The sequence below is a fragment of the Rhizobium sp. A22-96 genome (assembly GCF_053521805.1).
Genome location: NZ_JBNWDQ010000003.1, coordinates 147,457 through 161,777, shown reverse-complemented (window position 1 = coordinate 161,777; position 14,321 = coordinate 147,457). Strand labels below are relative to the sequence as shown.

Genomic DNA, 14,321 nt, shown 5'->3' with positions numbered 1-14,321 from the left:
CATTCATGACCACGGAAATACGGCACATCGTTTTCGATATCGGCAAGGTTCTCCTTCATTACGATCCAAACATTCCCTACAGCCACGTCATTCCCGATGATGCCGAGCGCCAATGGTTCTTCGCCAACGTCTGCACCCACGAATGGAATCTGGAGCAGGATCGCGGCCGCACATGGGAAGAGGCCGAAGGCTTGCTGATTGCCGAGCATCCGGAACGGGCAGAACAGATCCGCGCATTCCGCAAGCACTGGAACGAGATGGTGCCGCATGCCTATGATGACAGCGTCGTGATCTTCGAAAAGTTGATCGCTGAGGGACGCGATGTCACCATGCTGACCAACTTCGCCTCCGACACGTTTCGCGTGGCGCAGGAGCGCTTTCCGTTCCTCAAGAAGCCGCGCGGCGTCACGGTGTCGGGCGATATCGGCTTGATCAAGCCCGACGTCGCGATCTACGACACCCATGCGAAAAGCTTCGGCCTCGATCCGGCCTCGACCATTTTCATCGACGATTCCTATCCGAACGTCGAGGGCGCACGGGCCGCCGGCTGGCATGCAGTTCATTTCACCGGCGCCGAGAAGCTGCGCAGCGATCTCGCCGCCCATGGCATAAAGGTTTGAACCATGATTTTCGATCCCGCAGAACGTATCGAGCTGTTTCACGATGCGATCAATCGTATCAACTATGAAGAGATCGAGAATTTCTTCGCCGAGAACGCCACCTATGTTTCCAACGGTGTCGGCGACCTCGCCGGCCGCAAGGCGATCATGGAAGCATTCCGCGGCTACTTCGACACCTATCCTGATCAGACAGCGTCCAATTCATTGGTCGAAACGCTGACGCCGCTTTCCGGCCGCGCGGTCTGGTCCGTCCGGGCCACCAACAGCAAGACGGGCAAGCCGCTTATTCGCGAAGGCGAGGAGACCATCACCTTCGACGAGGATGGCCGCGTCGTGCGCGTTGATGTCACGGACTATCAGGACTTCTAGAGCATTTCCAGGAAAAGTGCGCAGCGGTTTTCCGTCCGGAATGCGTAAAAACAAGGAGATAGAGCGCTTTCGCGATTCGAAGAAAAGCGAAAATGCTCAAGGCCACGAAGCTAAAGAGACGCCCAGGGCCTTGCCGTACAGAACGTTCGGCAAGGCCCTGGGCGTTTCGCCTTCTTCCCTAACTGGAGGTACACGGCGGAAGAAGGCGGGTATTCAGATTCAGTCGTTGGCGGCATTCCCGAAATCGTGGGGCGATTCGCAACCGGATCCGCCTAAACGAACGACCGAGGCTATTCCGCCTTTGCCATATCGCTGCGGATAATGGCCCGCAGTTCGTCGATCGGACGCAGGGATCGTCCGTCGTCGACATGCCAGAACATCCATCCGTTGCATGCATCAAGGCCCTGGACCTTCGCTCCAAGGCGATGAATGGAACCGGCCTCTCCGCCGGAAGCAACCGTGCCGTCGGCGCGGACGATGGCGCTATAGCGACGCCTCGCATCCGTCAGCACCTGCCCTGGCTTGATGAGGCCACTTTCGATCAGCACGTTGAAGGCGACGCGAACCTCGGCCTTCTTGCCGGTCATGACTGTGAGTTCCGCCTTGCCGAGCGGCTCGACGGCGGCGATGCGGGCGCTTGCCGCATCGATATAATCCTGCTCGCGCTCGATGCCGACAAAGTGGCGGCCGAGGCGCTTGGCAACGGCACCCGTCGTGCCCGAGCCGAAGAACGGATCGAGAATAATGTCGCCGGGCTTCGAAGAGGCCATGATGACGCGGGCGAGCAGCGCTTCCGGCTTCTGCGTCGGATGCACCTTCTTGCCGTCGTCGCCCTTCAGGCGCTCGCCGCCATTGCAGATCGGAAACAGCCAGTCGGAGCGCATCTGCACATCGTCATTGGCGGCTTTCATGGCATCGTAGTTAAAGGTGTAGCCCTTGGCCTTGGCGTTCGGGCTCGCCCAGATCATCGTCTCATGGGCGTTCTGGAAACGGCGACCCTTGAAATTCGGCATCGGATTGGTCTTGCGCCAGACGATGTCGTTGAGGATCCAGAAGTTCAGGTCCTGCATCGTCGCGCCGACGCGGAAGATGTTGTGATAGGAGCCGATGACCCAGATCGTGCCGGTCGGCTTCAGCACGCGGCGGCAGGCGAGCAGCCAGGCGCGGGTGAAGGCATCATAGGCTTCGAAGGAGGCAAACTGATCCCACTCGTCATCGACCGCGTCGACAAGCGACTGGTCGGGACGATGCAGCGTGCCGCCGAGCTGGAGGTTGTAAGGCGGGTCGGCGAAGATGACGTCGACGGATTGATTGGGTAGTGCCTCAAGAGCGGCCACGCAATCGCCCTTGATGATCGTGTCGATCCAGGACCCTGGAACTGCGGAGGTCCTGAGGTCGGCAAGCGGGAAAACTGACGCCATTTGATACTCGCTGTTACACTTACTCGATGCTCTTAACTGGGTGTTATGGTTACCTAACTTGGTTACCAAACACTGAAGCGGCGTCATAATTTTCAAATTCCCGGACAGCGGCCGGGAATTTATCGTTGATCGATGGAGACTATCGCACTGCGCGATCCGATCTGTCGTGCGTGGCGCGGCTATCATCCGGCACTTCGTCCCGCTCGTTCATGCCGTAATCCCGCAGGACCTCAGCCACGCGCAGGCGATAGTCGGCAAATACCGTCTGCCGACCCGTTTTCTGCGCGCCACGATGCGCCTCGCGGTTTCGCCATTCGCGAACAGCAGCCTCGTCGCGCCAGAAGGAAAGCGACAGGACCTTTCCCGGCTGACTGAGGCTCTCGAAGCGCTCGATGGAGACGAAGCCGTCGATCGTTTCGAGTTCGCCGCGCAGCCTTGCGGCAATGTCGAGATAGTGCTGGCGTTCTTCAGGATGGGGGACGACTTCGAAAATAACTGCGATCATGGCGATATCCTCGGAGCATGCGGCAACGACACGTTTTTCAGGAATATGCGATCTTCCTGCAGGATGAAACGCTCGCGGCGGGAGAAATCGAGATTGGCCCGAGCCTGTGGATCGGCGGCAAGGCTTTTGCGATAGGCCTCATAGGCGGCCAGGCTCTCGATATTGTAGACGCCGTAAGCCGTCGTCAAAGAGCCCTCATGCGGCGCGAAATAGCCGACCAGATCGGCGCCGTTGCGCGGGATGATCTGGCCCCAGGCCTTGCCATATTCGGCGAAGGCTTCCTGTTTGAAGGGATCGATCTGATAGCGGATGAAACAGGTGATCATGGTGTTCTCCTTTGCTGATGACCCTGTTTTCGCACATTGAAGAACGGTGATGCTTCGGCTACGATCGAAGTATGAAAGAAGGTCCTGACATAGCACAGATCGGCGCGCTGATCGGCGATCCGGCGCGGGCGAACATACTGACGGCCTTGATGGGCGGCCGGGCGCTGACCGCGACGGAGCTTGCCGCTGCGGCAGGTGTGACGCTGCAGACCGCGAGCGCGCATCTTGCCAAGCTCGAGGCAGGCGGATTGCTGGCGCAGCGCAAGCAGGGTCGGCATCGTTATTTTGCGCTGGCCGATGATGGTGTCGGCAAGTTGCTCGAGGGGATCATGGGTTTTGCCGCCAGTCGCGGACATCTGCGCCATCGTCCCGGCCCGAAGGAACCGGCGCTGCGCAAAGCCCGCATCTGCTACGACCATCTCGCCGGCGACTTTGGCGTGCGCATGCTCGACAGCCTCATAGAACGTGGTTCGATTTCGACCATGGGCGAAGGGCTCAGCCTGACGGCCGACGGCGAAAAGCATCTCGGATCGATCGGCATCGACGTCTCCGATCTGCGCTCCAGCCGCCGTCCGCTCTGCCGATCCTGCCTGGACTGGAGCGAAAGGCGCGCGCATCTCGCCGGAAGCCTCGGCAAGGCGCTGCTTTCGAATTTTCTCGACAAGGGCTGGGCGCGGCGGACCGAAAACAGCCGCTCGATCTTCTTCACCCCCGAGGGTGAGCGTCGTTTCCTGGCACTCTTTCCGATCGAGTTGGGTGACCGGTCTTAAGGGTGTCCGACTAGAACGCCGGTGAAATTGCCGGCGGCAATCCGGCTGCACAGATCTCGCCATTCACAGCCATTGCAGGCACGGCGAATCTCGCCACTGGCGAAATTGCGTCGCAGTTTCGCAAGCAGGTTCGCATCCGGCACCAATACAGCGCCCGGTTCGATCTCTTCGCCAATTAATGAGGCGACGTCCGCAAGGGCGGCCGCGTCCCGCTCGATGACGGAAGCCTTGAAACAGTGCGGCTCAGCCTCGTCCAGAAGCGGCGCGCAGATATCGTCGGGGCCGGAGACCAGCTCGATCTCCTCCCCTTCCGTCAGGCGCTTTGCGATGCGGCGATAATTGTCGGTGAAGGCAGGCGTATAGCCCTCACCGACGAAGGTCAGCATGCAGAGCAGATGATGGGCGCGAAGCCGAACCGTCAATTCAGCTTTGCCTTGCCGCCATAGACCTGAACGGTCTTCAGCACGGCCGCCGCAAGGGCAGACTTCAGCACGGCCCCGAGGATGAAGGGAGCGACGCCGAGGAGCCAGCCCTTTTCAGCACCGATCAAGGCAGCAAGCCATGCACCGCCGATCGCAAGGCACAGGATATTGGCCGAGAGGTGGGCGAGGAAACTGCGCACGACGCGCTCTCCGCCCCAGCCACGCTCGGCAAACCAGCCGACGAGGGCGCCGATGATCGGGAAGGAGACGAGATAACCGGCCGTCGGACCCATGAAGGGCGCGATGCCGCCTGCTCCGCCGGCGAGAACCGGGAAGCCGACCATGGCCTCACCCAGCCAGGCCAGAATGGTGATCGCGCCGAGGCGCCAGCCATAGAGCGCACCGATCATGGTGATCGCAAAGGTCTGCATGGTGATCGGCACCGGCACCATCGGCACCGAAATCTGCGAGGCGAGTGCCAGCACCAGCGTCCCCGCGAGAACGAAGACGACCTTGACGATCAGGGATCGTTGACCAAGGCGCAGCGGATCAAAAGCAGCGTCTTCATGATGATGCAACAGGGACATGAACTCTCCTTTTCAAATTATAGATAATTTTCAATTCCCATCTATTTAATGGCCGAGTTTACATGACGAGGCAAGCGGCAGATGTGGAAAATTGATTTTCTGGCGATGGCAGCGGCTGCATGACGAAAGATTTGAGAGAGGCGCGCTTAGCCAGCCCATCTCGACATGTGGAGACAAAAAGCTCGGCTCTCGGATGCAATACGAGCATAACTCACCCAAATCCGGCCATTAAAAAATGAACCGTAAATCAAGCGCACTCAGATTATCTATAATTTTCTGCGGGATTATCCAACAATCGCAAAAGCTTCGCGCGTCGAGCCTGATGGCGTGCGCACGGGAGCACGACCGATCCATTGGACGTGCTTCTGAAGGATAGCGGCGGCCTCGTCAGTTCGCCCCTGGCGGAGCGCTGCGAGGATGGCACGATGATCGTGATCCGTGCGCTTTTCCCAGCCGGATTGCCATGCCGAAAACAGAAAGCGGGCGCTGGCCGCATGCAGATCGTCGATAGCGGCCAGCAGGCGCGTCATGCCACAAGGCGCCAGGATGAGACGGTGGAAGCGACGATTGGCTTCTTCCCATGCATGGACGTCGGCAGCGGCATCGCCTTCCCTGGTCGCCTCTTCGGCGGCGTCGAGAATGGCAGAGGTCAAGTGCTGTGACGCGTGCCTCAGGGCGAGGCCTTCCAACGCGGCTCGCATTTCTGCAACTTCGCGGACTTCCTTGAGATCGAAAGAAGCGACCCGAACGCCGCGACGCGGCAAGTTGACGGCAAGCCCCTGTGCCTCCAGCCGCCGGAATGCCTCGCGCACCGGCACGTGGCTGGTGCCAAATTCCTCAGCAATATGATCCTGCCGCAAGCGCGCATCGGGCGCGATCTCGCCGCGAATAATGCGATCGGCAAGCACCCGGCTGATACGGCTGGCAATGGTGTCGTCGCGCTCGTTGGCCATGGCCAATCCTTAAAGGCGGCCTTGCCTGATGTCGAGCGGTACACTCAAGTCTTCAAGCCTTTTGAACGGCCCTGACCTTTTCCGTCAGCGCAGCACAGCCATGCCCGCCCATTGGTTGAGCTTTGTCGACATATCGTGTAAAGCGCGACGGTCATTTTTTGAGCATGCCCCAAAACGCAACTGTTTGCGGGGAGCATGCCGAACCCAGCCCTGATCAAAGGCAGCAATTTTCATGAGCAATGGCTTCGACCTTATCATCTTCGACTGCGACGGCGTTCTGGTCGATTCGGAAATCATAGCGGCGGAAGTCGAGTCCAAGCTGCTGACGGATGCAGGCTATCCGATCAGCACCGAGGAAATGGGCGAGCGCTTCGCCGGCATGACCTGGCGCAACATTCTGTTCGAAGTCGAGCGCGAGGCGAGCATCCCGCTTTCCGCATCTCTGCTCGACAAGTCGGAAAAGCTGCTCGATCTCAAGCTTGCCGCCGACGTCCAGGCCATTCCCGGCGTTCCCCTTGCGCTGTCGCGGCTGCCGATGCCGCGCTGCATCTGCTCGAATTCCAGCGCCGCGCGGCTCGAGATGATGTTGTCCAAGGTCGGCTACCTCAAGCTGTTCGCGCCGCACGTCTACTCCGCCAAGGATCTCGGCGCCGACCGCGTGAAGCCGAAGCCGGACATCTTCCTGCATGGCGCCAAGCAGATGAATGTCAGCCCCGCCAACACCATCGTGGTCGAAGACTCGGTCCATGGCGTCCAGGCGGCACGCGCCGCCGGCATGCGCGTCATCGGCTTTACCGGCGCATCGCACACCTATCCCTCGCATGCCGATCGGCTCACCGATGCCGGTGCGGAAACCGTCGTCTCCCGCATGAGCGACCTTCCCGGCGTGGTGATGGCATTGGCTGAATGGGACGGCGTCCTCTAAAGCGCTTTTCAAAGAAGTCTCTGGCGAGCGGCGCCCCCGCTCGCGGCCTCCTATGCCTTACCCGCTTGGCTTCTGCCATAAAGAAAAAGCCCTGCTGAACAGCAGGGCTTTTTCGTTTTTACCTTGAGAGCACAACACTCATACGATGCAAGATTGTGCGGGGTCAAAGCGCCTAGTGGCGCTTCTTGCGTACCGGCTTCTCGGCCTTCGCAGGCTTCTGCGGTCCCTGATCGAAACTGATCTCAACGATAGTGAAGCCACCGGATCCGCCAGCGACCTTGATATCGTCTTCGCTGAACAGGAACTGCGCTGTGGTTTCTCCCGGCGGAATTTCCGCCGTGTAGTTGATCGTCTTGCTATAGAGTGAGGTGTCATTATCCATGACGGAGACGTGGATCGGCAATGTCACCTTGCCGGAGCTGCCCATCGGGCCGGCAACAAGCCGTCCCTGCGCGACGACATGGATGCCCAGGCTGGTGCCATCGCTCGTGCACTGGCGAGTGGCCTGTGCCAGCGACGCCTGATAGGTCAACTGGCTCGCATCGTCCTTGGCACCCTTGGCGTAAAGCCGGTAGACAGATGACTGATCGGGAATGGTGACCTGCGGGCACTTGCCGGCAACATAGGTCTGACCACCGGTCGGAGCGGCCCCTGCGGCACTTGCCTGCGGAGCGACGGTAACATCCGTTGCCGGCTGCTTGTCACTATTGCCGCCGATACCGAGAGTACTGCAACCCGTGAGCAATGCCAGAAGCGAAGCGGAGAAAAGACGACGCGAAACCCTGCCAAACACTATAATTCCACCCTCTCCAAATATTTCACATTATCGGCCTGAAGCCTGTCCGACGGGCCTTTTATGACACTTGGCGATGGTCTATACCAGCGACGCAGCGAAAAATCGATTGGGTAGACACCGTTTTGGCTCACTTTTCGAGATCGACAGATTGGCACAAACTGCGGCCAGCCGGCACCGATCCCACGCGCCTTGCGCAAACGCGAAAACCACGCGGCTGATCCGGCGCAAAAAGACAGGTCGTCGCCGCTTCATTCCTCTACTCTCTCAACCGATCACTCAGGCAATTTTGCGACCAAAGGAATCTTAGACCGTGGACTATATTTCAACGCGGGGAGAAGCCCCTGCCCTTGGCTTCTGCGACGCCCTCCTGGCTGGCCTTGCTCGTGACGGCGGGCTCTATGTTCCTCGTGAATGGCCGACCCTGACGAAGAAAGAAATCCGAGCCTTTCGCGGCAAGAGCTATCAGGATGTTGCCTTCGCCGTCCTGTCGCCCTTCATCAACGGCGAAATCCCGGCAGACGTCTTCCGCGGTATGATCGACGATGCCTACGCCACCTTCCGCCATCCGGCGGTGGCGCCGCTGGTGCAGACCGGGCCGAACAGCTTCGTCATGGAGCTGTTCCACGGCACGACGCTTGCCTTCAAGGATGTCGCCATGCAGCTGCTGGCGCGGCTGATGGACTACGCGCTGGAGAAGCGCGGACAGCGGGCGACCATCGTGGGCGCGACATCGGGCGATACAGGTGGCGCGGCGATCGACGCTTTTGCCGGCCGCGAGCGCACCGACATCTTCATCCTGTTTCCGAATGGCAAGGTCTCGCCGGTGCAGCAGCGGCAGATGACCACCTCGACGCAGGCGAATGTGCATGCGCTGGCGATCAACGGCAATTTCGACGACTGCCAGAACCTCGTCAAAGCCATGTTCAACGATGCCGGCTTCCGCGACAAAGTCAGACTTTCCGGCGTCAATTCGATCAACTGGGCGCGAATCATGGCGCAGGTGGTCTATTACTTCACGACAGCGGTAGCGCTCGGTGGCCCGGACCGGAAGATTTCCTTCACCGTTCCCACAGGCAATTTCGGCGATATTTTCGCCGGCTACGTCGCCAAGCGGATGGGCCTGCCGATCGAACGCCTGGTCATCGCCACCAATGAGAACGACATCCTCGCTCGCATGCTGAAGACCGGCCGTTATGAAATGCGTGCCGTCAAGGCCACCAGCGCGCCATCGATGGATATCCAGATCTCCTCCAACTTCGAACGACTGTTGTTCGAGGCGCATGGCCGCGATGCCTCGAAGGTCCGCGCCGCGATGGAAAGCCTGAAGCAATCGAATGGTTTCTCGGTCAGCGATGGTGCCCTGAAGTTCATCAAGAAAGACTTCAAGGCCGGCCGCGCCAGCGAAAAGCAAGTTGCCGAAACCATCAAAAAAACGCTTGCCGAAACGGGCTATCTGCTCGATCCGCATACGGCCATCGGCGTCTTTGTCGCCGAGAAGAACGAGCGTCCGACAAGCCCGATGGTGACGCTTGCCACGGCGCATCCGGCAAAATTCCCCGCCGCAGTAAAATCCGCCTCCGGTATTGACCCGGCGCTTCCGACGTGGCTTGCTGGTCTGATGACCAGGGAGGAGCGTTTCGATATTCTCGATCCGGAACTTAAAGCCGTTGAAAGCTTTATCGGCAAGCATGCCCGGGCCGGCGAATAACAGACGCGGAAAGACAAGCGATGACAGTGGAATGCACCCGGCTTGCGTCCGGGCTGACAGTAGCAACCCAATCGATGCCACACCTCGAAAGCGTGGCGCTCGGCGTTTGGATCAAGTCCGGTTCGCGTAACGAGACCGAAGCAGAACACGGGATCGCGCATCTGCTCGAGCACATGGCGTTCAAGGGTACGGCGCGTCGCTCGGCCCGGCAGATCGCCGAAGAGATCGAGAATGTCGGCGGCGAGGTGAACGCCGCCACCTCGACCGAAACGACCTCCTACTACGCCCGCGTGCTCAAGGACCATGTGCCGCTGGCTGTCGACATACTTGCCGATATCCTGACGGAGTCCGCCTTCGACGAGGAGGAATTGGCGCGTGAAAAGCAGGTTATCCTGCAGGAGATCAACGCGGCGAACGACACACCTGACGACGTGGTCTTCGACAAGTTTTCCGAGGTTGCCTATCGCGGCCAGACGCTCGGCCGCGCCATCCTCGGCACGCCGGAAACCGTCGTCTCCTTTTCACCGGAGCAGATCCGTCATTATCTGGACCGCAACTACACGACCGACCGCATGTTCGTGGTCGCGGCTGGCGCAGTTGATCACGAAAGCTTCGTGCGTCAGGTCGAGGAGCGTTTCTCCAGCCTGCCGACCAAACCCTCAACTTCGCCCATCATCGAGCCGGCTCGCTATATTGGCGGCAACGTTCGCGAGACGCGCGACCTCATGGACGCGCAGATCCTTCTCGGCTTCGAAGGCCGCGCCTACCACACGCGCGACTTCTATTGCTCGCAGATCCTTGCCAATGTTCTCGGCGGCGGCATGTCCTCGCGCCTGTTTCAGGAAGTCCGCGAACTGCGTGGCCTCTGTTATTCGGTCTATGCCTTCCACTGGGGCTTTTCCGACACCGGCATTTTCGGCATCCATGCGGCGACCGGCGGCGAGAACCTGCCGGAGCTGGTGCCTGTCATCGTCGATGAGCTGCACAAGGCTTCCCACAAGATCGAGCAGCAGGAAATCGAGCGCGCCCGCGCCCAGATCCGCGCACAGCTGCTGATGGGTCAGGAAAGCCCGGCTGCTCGCGCCGGCCAGGTCGCCCGGCAGATGATGCTCTATGGCCGCCCCATCCCGAACCAGGAGATGCTGGAGCGCCTGGAGGGCATTACCATCGACCGCCTGACGGATCTTGCGGGCCGGCTGTTCTTCGATACAGTACCGACGCTTTCGGCGATCGGGCCGCTGGAACAGCTGGCGCCGATGGAAGACATCGTCATGTCGCTGTCGTCGCCAAAGCCGGCGTCCAGAAGCGCCAGCGGCTAAGGGCACGCCGCGGGTCGATGGGTTCAGTTCTCGGGGGAGTGCTTGGCGGGATGCAAAAATCTGTCTTTCGGTTTCTCTCACGTCATCCGGACGCGGTTGAACTCGAAAACGACACATATTTGCTGCGTCTGCCGCGCTATTCCGACTTCAACCAATGGCACAGGTTGAGGGCTGAAAGCCGCCGCTTTCTGGAGCCCTGGGAGCCCACCTGGCGGCATGACGAGTTGACGGAGGCTGCTTATCGGGCCCGTATCATCAGAGGCAAGCAGGAATATAGTTCCGGCCAGGCCATACCGCTATTCGTTTTCCTCAGGGAAAACACGACATTGGTCGGAGGCATCACGATCGGATACATTCGCCGCGGTGCTGCGCAGAGCTGCATGATCGGATATTGGATGGGCGAACGCTATTCCGGTCAGGGACATATGTTCGCCGCACTTCAATTGGTTATACCCTATATCTTTTCCGGACTTGAGTTGCACCGAATTGAAGCAGCCTGTATTCCGGATAACGAGCGTAGCATGCGGCTTTTGGAAAAAGCCGGTTTCCAGCGGGAAGGTCATTTGCGCGGTTATCTAAAAATCAACGGTCAGTGGCGCGACCACGTGATGTTTTCCAGGTTGGCTGCGGATGCCGACCCGAACCGAAAATACGACCAGCGATGACTACCGTACCGATACCGACGATGCCGATGGCCAAACGGCTCGGCGCAGTGCTTGCGACACTTGTCGCCGCCCTGCTGCTGTTTTTTGCCGGCATGGCGCATGCAGCCGAGCCCGTGAAGATTTCCCGCGACGATACCGCGCTCGACCTGACGGCGACGACGGAGATCTACACCAATCAGGGCGAAGCTTTTCAGGTTTCAACGGCCGCGGGCGCCGACGGCATTCGGCGCCGGATTGAGGTACGATCCTCCTCGCCGAACCATCAGGGCGACTGGGCCGTCTTCGCGCTCGCCAATGTGTCCGAAGAGCAGCTGGAGCGCGTCATCGTCGCCCCGCATTTCCGCCTGGTGAACTCGAAAGTCTTCTGGCCGGATCTTGGCTCACAGCGCATCGTTGCCATCACGCCGAGCGAAGGCTTTGCGCTCGATCGGCAGCCGAGCGACGAGGCCGATGTCTTCCGCATCACGCTGAACCCCGGCGCAGTCGTCACCTTCGTCGCAGAGCTTTCCTCTCCGAACCTGCCGCAGCTCTATCTCTGGGAGCCGAACGCCTACAAGGACACGGTCAACGCCTTCACGCTCTATCGCGGCATCGTGCTTGGTATTGCCGGCCTGCTGGCGGTATTCCTGACCATTCTCTTCGTGGTCAAAGGCACGTCGATGCTGCCAGCGACGGCGGCGCTCGCCTGGGCGGTGCTCGGCTATATCTGCGTGGATTTCGGCTTCCTCGGCAAGCTCATCAGCATCACGTCAAGCGATCAGCGAATATGGCGCGCCTGCGCGGAGGTGGCGCTCGCGTCGAGTCTGGTGATCTTCCTGTTCACCTATCTCAATCTCAATCGCTGGCACGCGCATCTCGGCTATGTGACGCTGGCCTGGGTGCTCGGGCTTGCCCTGCTCTTCGGCGTGGCGATCTACGATCCGTCGATCGCGGCCGGCATCGCCCGGCTGTCGCTGGCGCTGACGGCGACCGCGGGTCTGCTGCTCATCATCTATCTCGGCTTCAACCGCTATGATCGCGCCATCCTGCTCGTGCCTGCCTGGGCGCTGATCCTCGTCTGGTTGTTTGGCGCCTGGATGACGATCATGGGCAAGCTCGACAACGACATCATCCAGCCGGCACTCGGCGGCGGCCTGGTGCTTATCGTCCTGCTGATCGGATTTACGGTCATGCAGCATGCCTTTGCTGGCGGCGCCTTCCAGCAGGGCTTGTTCTCGGACCTGGAACGACAGTCCCTGGCACTCACCGGCTCGGGCGATACCGTCTGGGATTGGGACGTAGCGCGCGACCGCGTCGTCACGACACCAGACATCTCCATGAAGCTCGGCCTTTCGCCCGGCAGCATGCACGGCGCGGCCCGCAACTGGTTGCCACGACTGCATCCCGACGACCGCGACCGTTTCCGCGCGACTCTCGACGTTCTTCTCGAACATCGACGCGGCCGGCTGAACCACGAATTCCGCATTCGTGCCGAAGATGGCCATTTCCACTGGCTCTCCATTCGCGCGCGGCCGGTGCTCGGTTCGAACGGCGAAATCATTCGCTGCGTTGGCACCATCGTCGATATCACAGAGCAGAAGAATTCGATCGAACGACTGCTGCACGACGCCGTGCACGACAATCTGACAGGGCTGCCGAACCGCCAGGTCTTCCTCGATCGCCTGCAGGCCGTGCTGACGCTGGCATCGGATAGCAACCAATTGCGGCCGACCGTGATGGTCATCGACATCGACCGTTACAAGCTCGTCAACGATACGCTTGGCGTGGCGGCGGGCGACAATATCCTGATCGCACTCACCCGACGCCTTCGTCGCCTGTTGAAGCCCCAGGACACGCTGGCTCGCCTCTCCGGCGACCAGTTCGGCCTCATTCTCGTGTCCGAACGCGATCCGGCAAAAGTCGCCGACTTTGCCGATGCGATCAGCAAGGCGATCATGGTGCCGATCAATTTCGCCAACCGCGAGATCATCCTGACGGCCTCCGTCGGATTGACCTCATGGGTCGATCAGCAGGAAAATGCGTCCGGCATGCTCAGCGACGCCGAACTTGCCATGTATCGGGCCAAGCGCGCCGGCGGCAACCGCGTTGAGCCGTTCCAGCCCGCCTTCCGCAGCTTCGGCACCGATCGTCTACAGCTCGAAACCGACCTGCGCCGTGCCGTTGAACGCAAGGAACTTTCGCTGGTCTATCAGCCGATCGTGCGGCTGGAGGATGCCGAAGTGGCTGGCTTCGAGGCGCTGATGCGTTGGGAGCATCCGAAACGCGGCAACATTCCGCCCACGGAATTCATTCCCATTGCCGAAGCTTCGGACATTATCGGCCCGCTCGGCATGTTTGCCCTGGAGCAGGCGACCAACGACCTGAAGGCCTGGCAGCGACAGACCGGCGACCTGCCGCTGTTCGTCTCCATCAACCTTTCCAGTGTGCAGTTGCTCAACAATGAACTCTATGACGATATCCGCGCCCTGCTCGCCAAGACCCATTGCGATCCGAGCCGGATCAAGCTGGAGCTGACGGAATCGCAGGTGATGGAAAACCCCGAGCAGGCCCGGCTGGTGCTCGACAAGCTCCGCGAAGCCGGCATCGGCCTGGCGCTTGACGATTTCGGCACCGGTTATTCCTCGCTCGCCTACCTCACCCGCTTCCCCTTCGATACGATCAAGCTCGACAAGGCGATGGTCCGCGACGAGAGCGACAAGAAGGCCATTCTCCTGCGTTCCGTCATTTCCATGGCGCGCGAACTGAATATGCGTGTTGTCGCCGAGGGTATCGAATCCGAAGAGGATGCGCTGGAACTCGCCAAGATCGGCTGCACCTATGGGCAGAGCTTCATCTTCGGGCCGCCGATGGGATCAGAGTCGGTGATCCGGCTGCTGAAAGAACGCTTTCCGCTGACGAAGCGGGCCTAGACCGGCGCCAATCTATCGAGAGCGGC

General features: G+C 60.2%; 15 protein-coding genes. 8 read left to right on the top strand and 7 right to left on the bottom strand.

The window, feature by feature from the left end; translation table 11 throughout:
* Nucleotides 1–5 precede the first annotated feature (5 nt).
* Both ACQZ6F_RS13530 and ACQZ6F_RS13525 read left to right on the top strand, forming a co-directional pair.
* Complete coding sequence (locus ACQZ6F_RS13530; RefSeq protein ID WP_449093677.1) at nt 6–620, top strand: HAD family hydrolase; 615 nt, start codon at nt 6–8, stop codon at nt 618–620.
* Between the two features lie 3 nt (nt 621–623).
* Nucleotides 624–989: a nuclear transport factor 2 family protein gene (locus ACQZ6F_RS13525; protein WP_449093678.1), complete on the top strand. Its 366-nt coding sequence runs from the start codon at nt 624–626 to the stop codon at nt 987–989.
* Nucleotides 990–1,279: 290 nt separating this feature from the next.
* Here ACQZ6F_RS13525 and ACQZ6F_RS13520 read toward each other — a convergent pair whose 3' ends face one another.
* From ACQZ6F_RS13520 to ACQZ6F_RS13510, 3 genes are all read right to left on the bottom strand, one after another.
* Nucleotides 1,280–2,410 carry a site-specific DNA-methyltransferase gene (locus ACQZ6F_RS13520; protein WP_077471250.1) on the bottom strand — a complete coding sequence of 377 codons (1,131 nt, stop codon included), beginning with the start codon at nt 2,408–2,410 and terminating at the stop codon, nt 1,280–1,282.
* A 139-nt stretch (nt 2,411–2,549) separates the two neighbouring features.
* A complete protein-coding gene (locus tag ACQZ6F_RS13515) occupies nt 2,550–2,915 on the bottom strand; it encodes an antibiotic biosynthesis monooxygenase family protein (RefSeq protein ID WP_449093679.1) in 366 nt (121 codons plus the stop codon).
* Complete coding sequence (locus ACQZ6F_RS13510; protein ID WP_449093680.1) at nt 2,912–3,241, bottom strand: NIPSNAP family protein; 330 nt, start codon at nt 3,239–3,241, stop codon at nt 2,912–2,914. The genes ACQZ6F_RS13515 and ACQZ6F_RS13510 overlap by 4 nt, the downstream gene beginning before the upstream one ends.
* Nucleotides 3,242–3,312: 71 nt before the next feature.
* On the opposite strand from ACQZ6F_RS13510, the gene ACQZ6F_RS13505 reads away from it, so the two are divergent.
* Nucleotides 3,313–4,011 (top strand): ArsR/SmtB family transcription factor, encoded by a 699-nt coding sequence (locus ACQZ6F_RS13505; RefSeq protein WP_449093681.1) that lies wholly within the window; start codon nt 3,313–3,315, stop codon nt 4,009–4,011.
* Here the strand turns inward: ACQZ6F_RS13505 and ACQZ6F_RS13500 are convergent.
* The 3 genes from ACQZ6F_RS13500 to ACQZ6F_RS13490 form a co-directional block, all read right to left on the bottom strand.
* Nucleotides 4,008–4,433 (bottom strand): DUF1284 domain-containing protein, encoded by a 426-nt coding sequence (locus ACQZ6F_RS13500; protein WP_449093682.1) that lies wholly within the window; start codon nt 4,431–4,433, stop codon nt 4,008–4,010. The genes ACQZ6F_RS13505 and ACQZ6F_RS13500 overlap by 4 nt on opposite strands.
* Nucleotides 4,430–5,020, bottom strand: a complete 591-nt coding sequence (locus ACQZ6F_RS13495; RefSeq protein WP_449093683.1) for a biotin transporter BioY — start codon at nt 5,018–5,020, stop codon at nt 4,430–4,432. The genes ACQZ6F_RS13500 and ACQZ6F_RS13495 overlap by 4 nt, the downstream gene beginning before the upstream one ends.
* A gap of 284 nt (nt 5,021–5,304) precedes the next feature.
* Nucleotides 5,305–5,973: a GntR family transcriptional regulator gene (locus ACQZ6F_RS13490; protein WP_077471255.1), complete on the bottom strand. Its 669-nt coding sequence runs from the start codon at nt 5,971–5,973 to the stop codon at nt 5,305–5,307.
* A 232-nt stretch (nt 5,974–6,205) separates the two neighbouring features.
* On the opposite strand from ACQZ6F_RS13490, the gene ACQZ6F_RS13485 reads away from it, so the two are divergent.
* Nucleotides 6,206–6,898 (top strand): HAD family hydrolase, encoded by a 693-nt coding sequence (locus ACQZ6F_RS13485; protein WP_077471256.1) that lies wholly within the window; start codon nt 6,206–6,208, stop codon nt 6,896–6,898.
* Nucleotides 6,899–7,070: 172 nt separating this feature from the next.
* Here the strand turns inward: ACQZ6F_RS13485 and ACQZ6F_RS13480 are convergent, their stop codons facing one another.
* The gene (locus tag ACQZ6F_RS13480) at nt 7,071–7,691 is read right to left on the bottom strand and encodes a hypothetical protein (RefSeq protein WP_077471257.1); all 621 of its coding nucleotides are present in this window, start codon (nt 7,689–7,691) and stop codon (nt 7,071–7,073) included.
* A 313-nt stretch (nt 7,692–8,004) separates the two neighbouring features.
* On the opposite strand from ACQZ6F_RS13480, the gene thrC reads away from it, so the two are divergent.
* Genes thrC through ACQZ6F_RS13460 form a run of 4 tightly spaced genes read left to right on the top strand, consistent with a single transcriptional unit; the run spans nt 8,005 to nt 14,295 of the window.
* Nucleotides 8,005–9,402, top strand: a complete 1,398-nt coding sequence (thrC, locus tag ACQZ6F_RS13475; RefSeq protein WP_449093684.1) for a threonine synthase — start codon at nt 8,005–8,007, stop codon at nt 9,400–9,402.
* A 20-nt stretch (nt 9,403–9,422) separates the two neighbouring features.
* A complete protein-coding gene (locus tag ACQZ6F_RS13470) occupies nt 9,423–10,721 on the top strand; it encodes a M16 family metallopeptidase (protein WP_077471259.1) in 1,299 nt (432 codons plus the stop codon).
* 50 nt (nt 10,722–10,771) lie between these two features.
* Complete coding sequence (locus ACQZ6F_RS13465) at nt 10,772–11,386, top strand: GNAT family N-acetyltransferase (protein WP_034489725.1); 615 nt, start codon at nt 10,772–10,774, stop codon at nt 11,384–11,386.
* Entirely contained in the window at nt 11,383–14,295 is a 2,913-nt protein-coding gene (locus ACQZ6F_RS13460; RefSeq protein WP_449096333.1) for an EAL domain-containing protein, read from the top strand. Before ACQZ6F_RS13465 ends, ACQZ6F_RS13460 begins: the two co-directional genes overlap by 4 nt.
* Nucleotides 14,296–14,321 lie beyond the last annotated feature (26 nt).

Coding starts and splice junctions, on each gene's coding strand:
- ACQZ6F_RS13530 (WP_449093677.1), top strand. CDS start 6: ATGACCACGGAAATACGGCACATCGTTTTCGATATCGGCAAGGTTCTC.
- ACQZ6F_RS13525 (WP_449093678.1), top strand. CDS start 624: ATGATTTTCGATCCCGCAGAACGTATCGAGCTGTTTCACGATGCGATC.
- ACQZ6F_RS13520 (WP_077471250.1), bottom strand. CDS start 2,410: ATGGCGTCAGTTTTCCCGCTTGCCGACCTCAGGACCTCCGCAGTTCCA.
- ACQZ6F_RS13515 (WP_449093679.1), bottom strand. CDS start 2,915: ATGATCGCAGTTATTTTCGAAGTCGTCCCCCATCCTGAAGAACGCCAG.
- ACQZ6F_RS13510 (WP_449093680.1), bottom strand. CDS start 3,241: ATGATCACCTGTTTCATCCGCTATCAGATCGATCCCTTCAAACAGGAA.
- ACQZ6F_RS13505 (WP_449093681.1), top strand. CDS start 3,313: ATGAAAGAAGGTCCTGACATAGCACAGATCGGCGCGCTGATCGGCGAT.
- ACQZ6F_RS13495 (WP_449093683.1), bottom strand. CDS start 5,020: ATGTCCCTGTTGCATCATCATGAAGACGCTGCTTTTGATCCGCTGCGC.
- ACQZ6F_RS13490 (WP_077471255.1), bottom strand. CDS start 5,973: ATGGCCAACGAGCGCGACGACACCATTGCCAGCCGTATCAGCCGGGTG.
- ACQZ6F_RS13485 (WP_077471256.1), top strand. CDS start 6,206: ATGAGCAATGGCTTCGACCTTATCATCTTCGACTGCGACGGCGTTCTG.
- ACQZ6F_RS13470 (WP_077471259.1), top strand. CDS start 9,423: ATGACAGTGGAATGCACCCGGCTTGCGTCCGGGCTGACAGTAGCAACC.
- ACQZ6F_RS13465 (WP_034489725.1), top strand. CDS start 10,772: ATGCAAAAATCTGTCTTTCGGTTTCTCTCACGTCATCCGGACGCGGTT.
- ACQZ6F_RS13460 (WP_449096333.1), top strand. CDS start 11,383: ATGACTACCGTACCGATACCGACGATGCCGATGGCCAAACGGCTCGGC.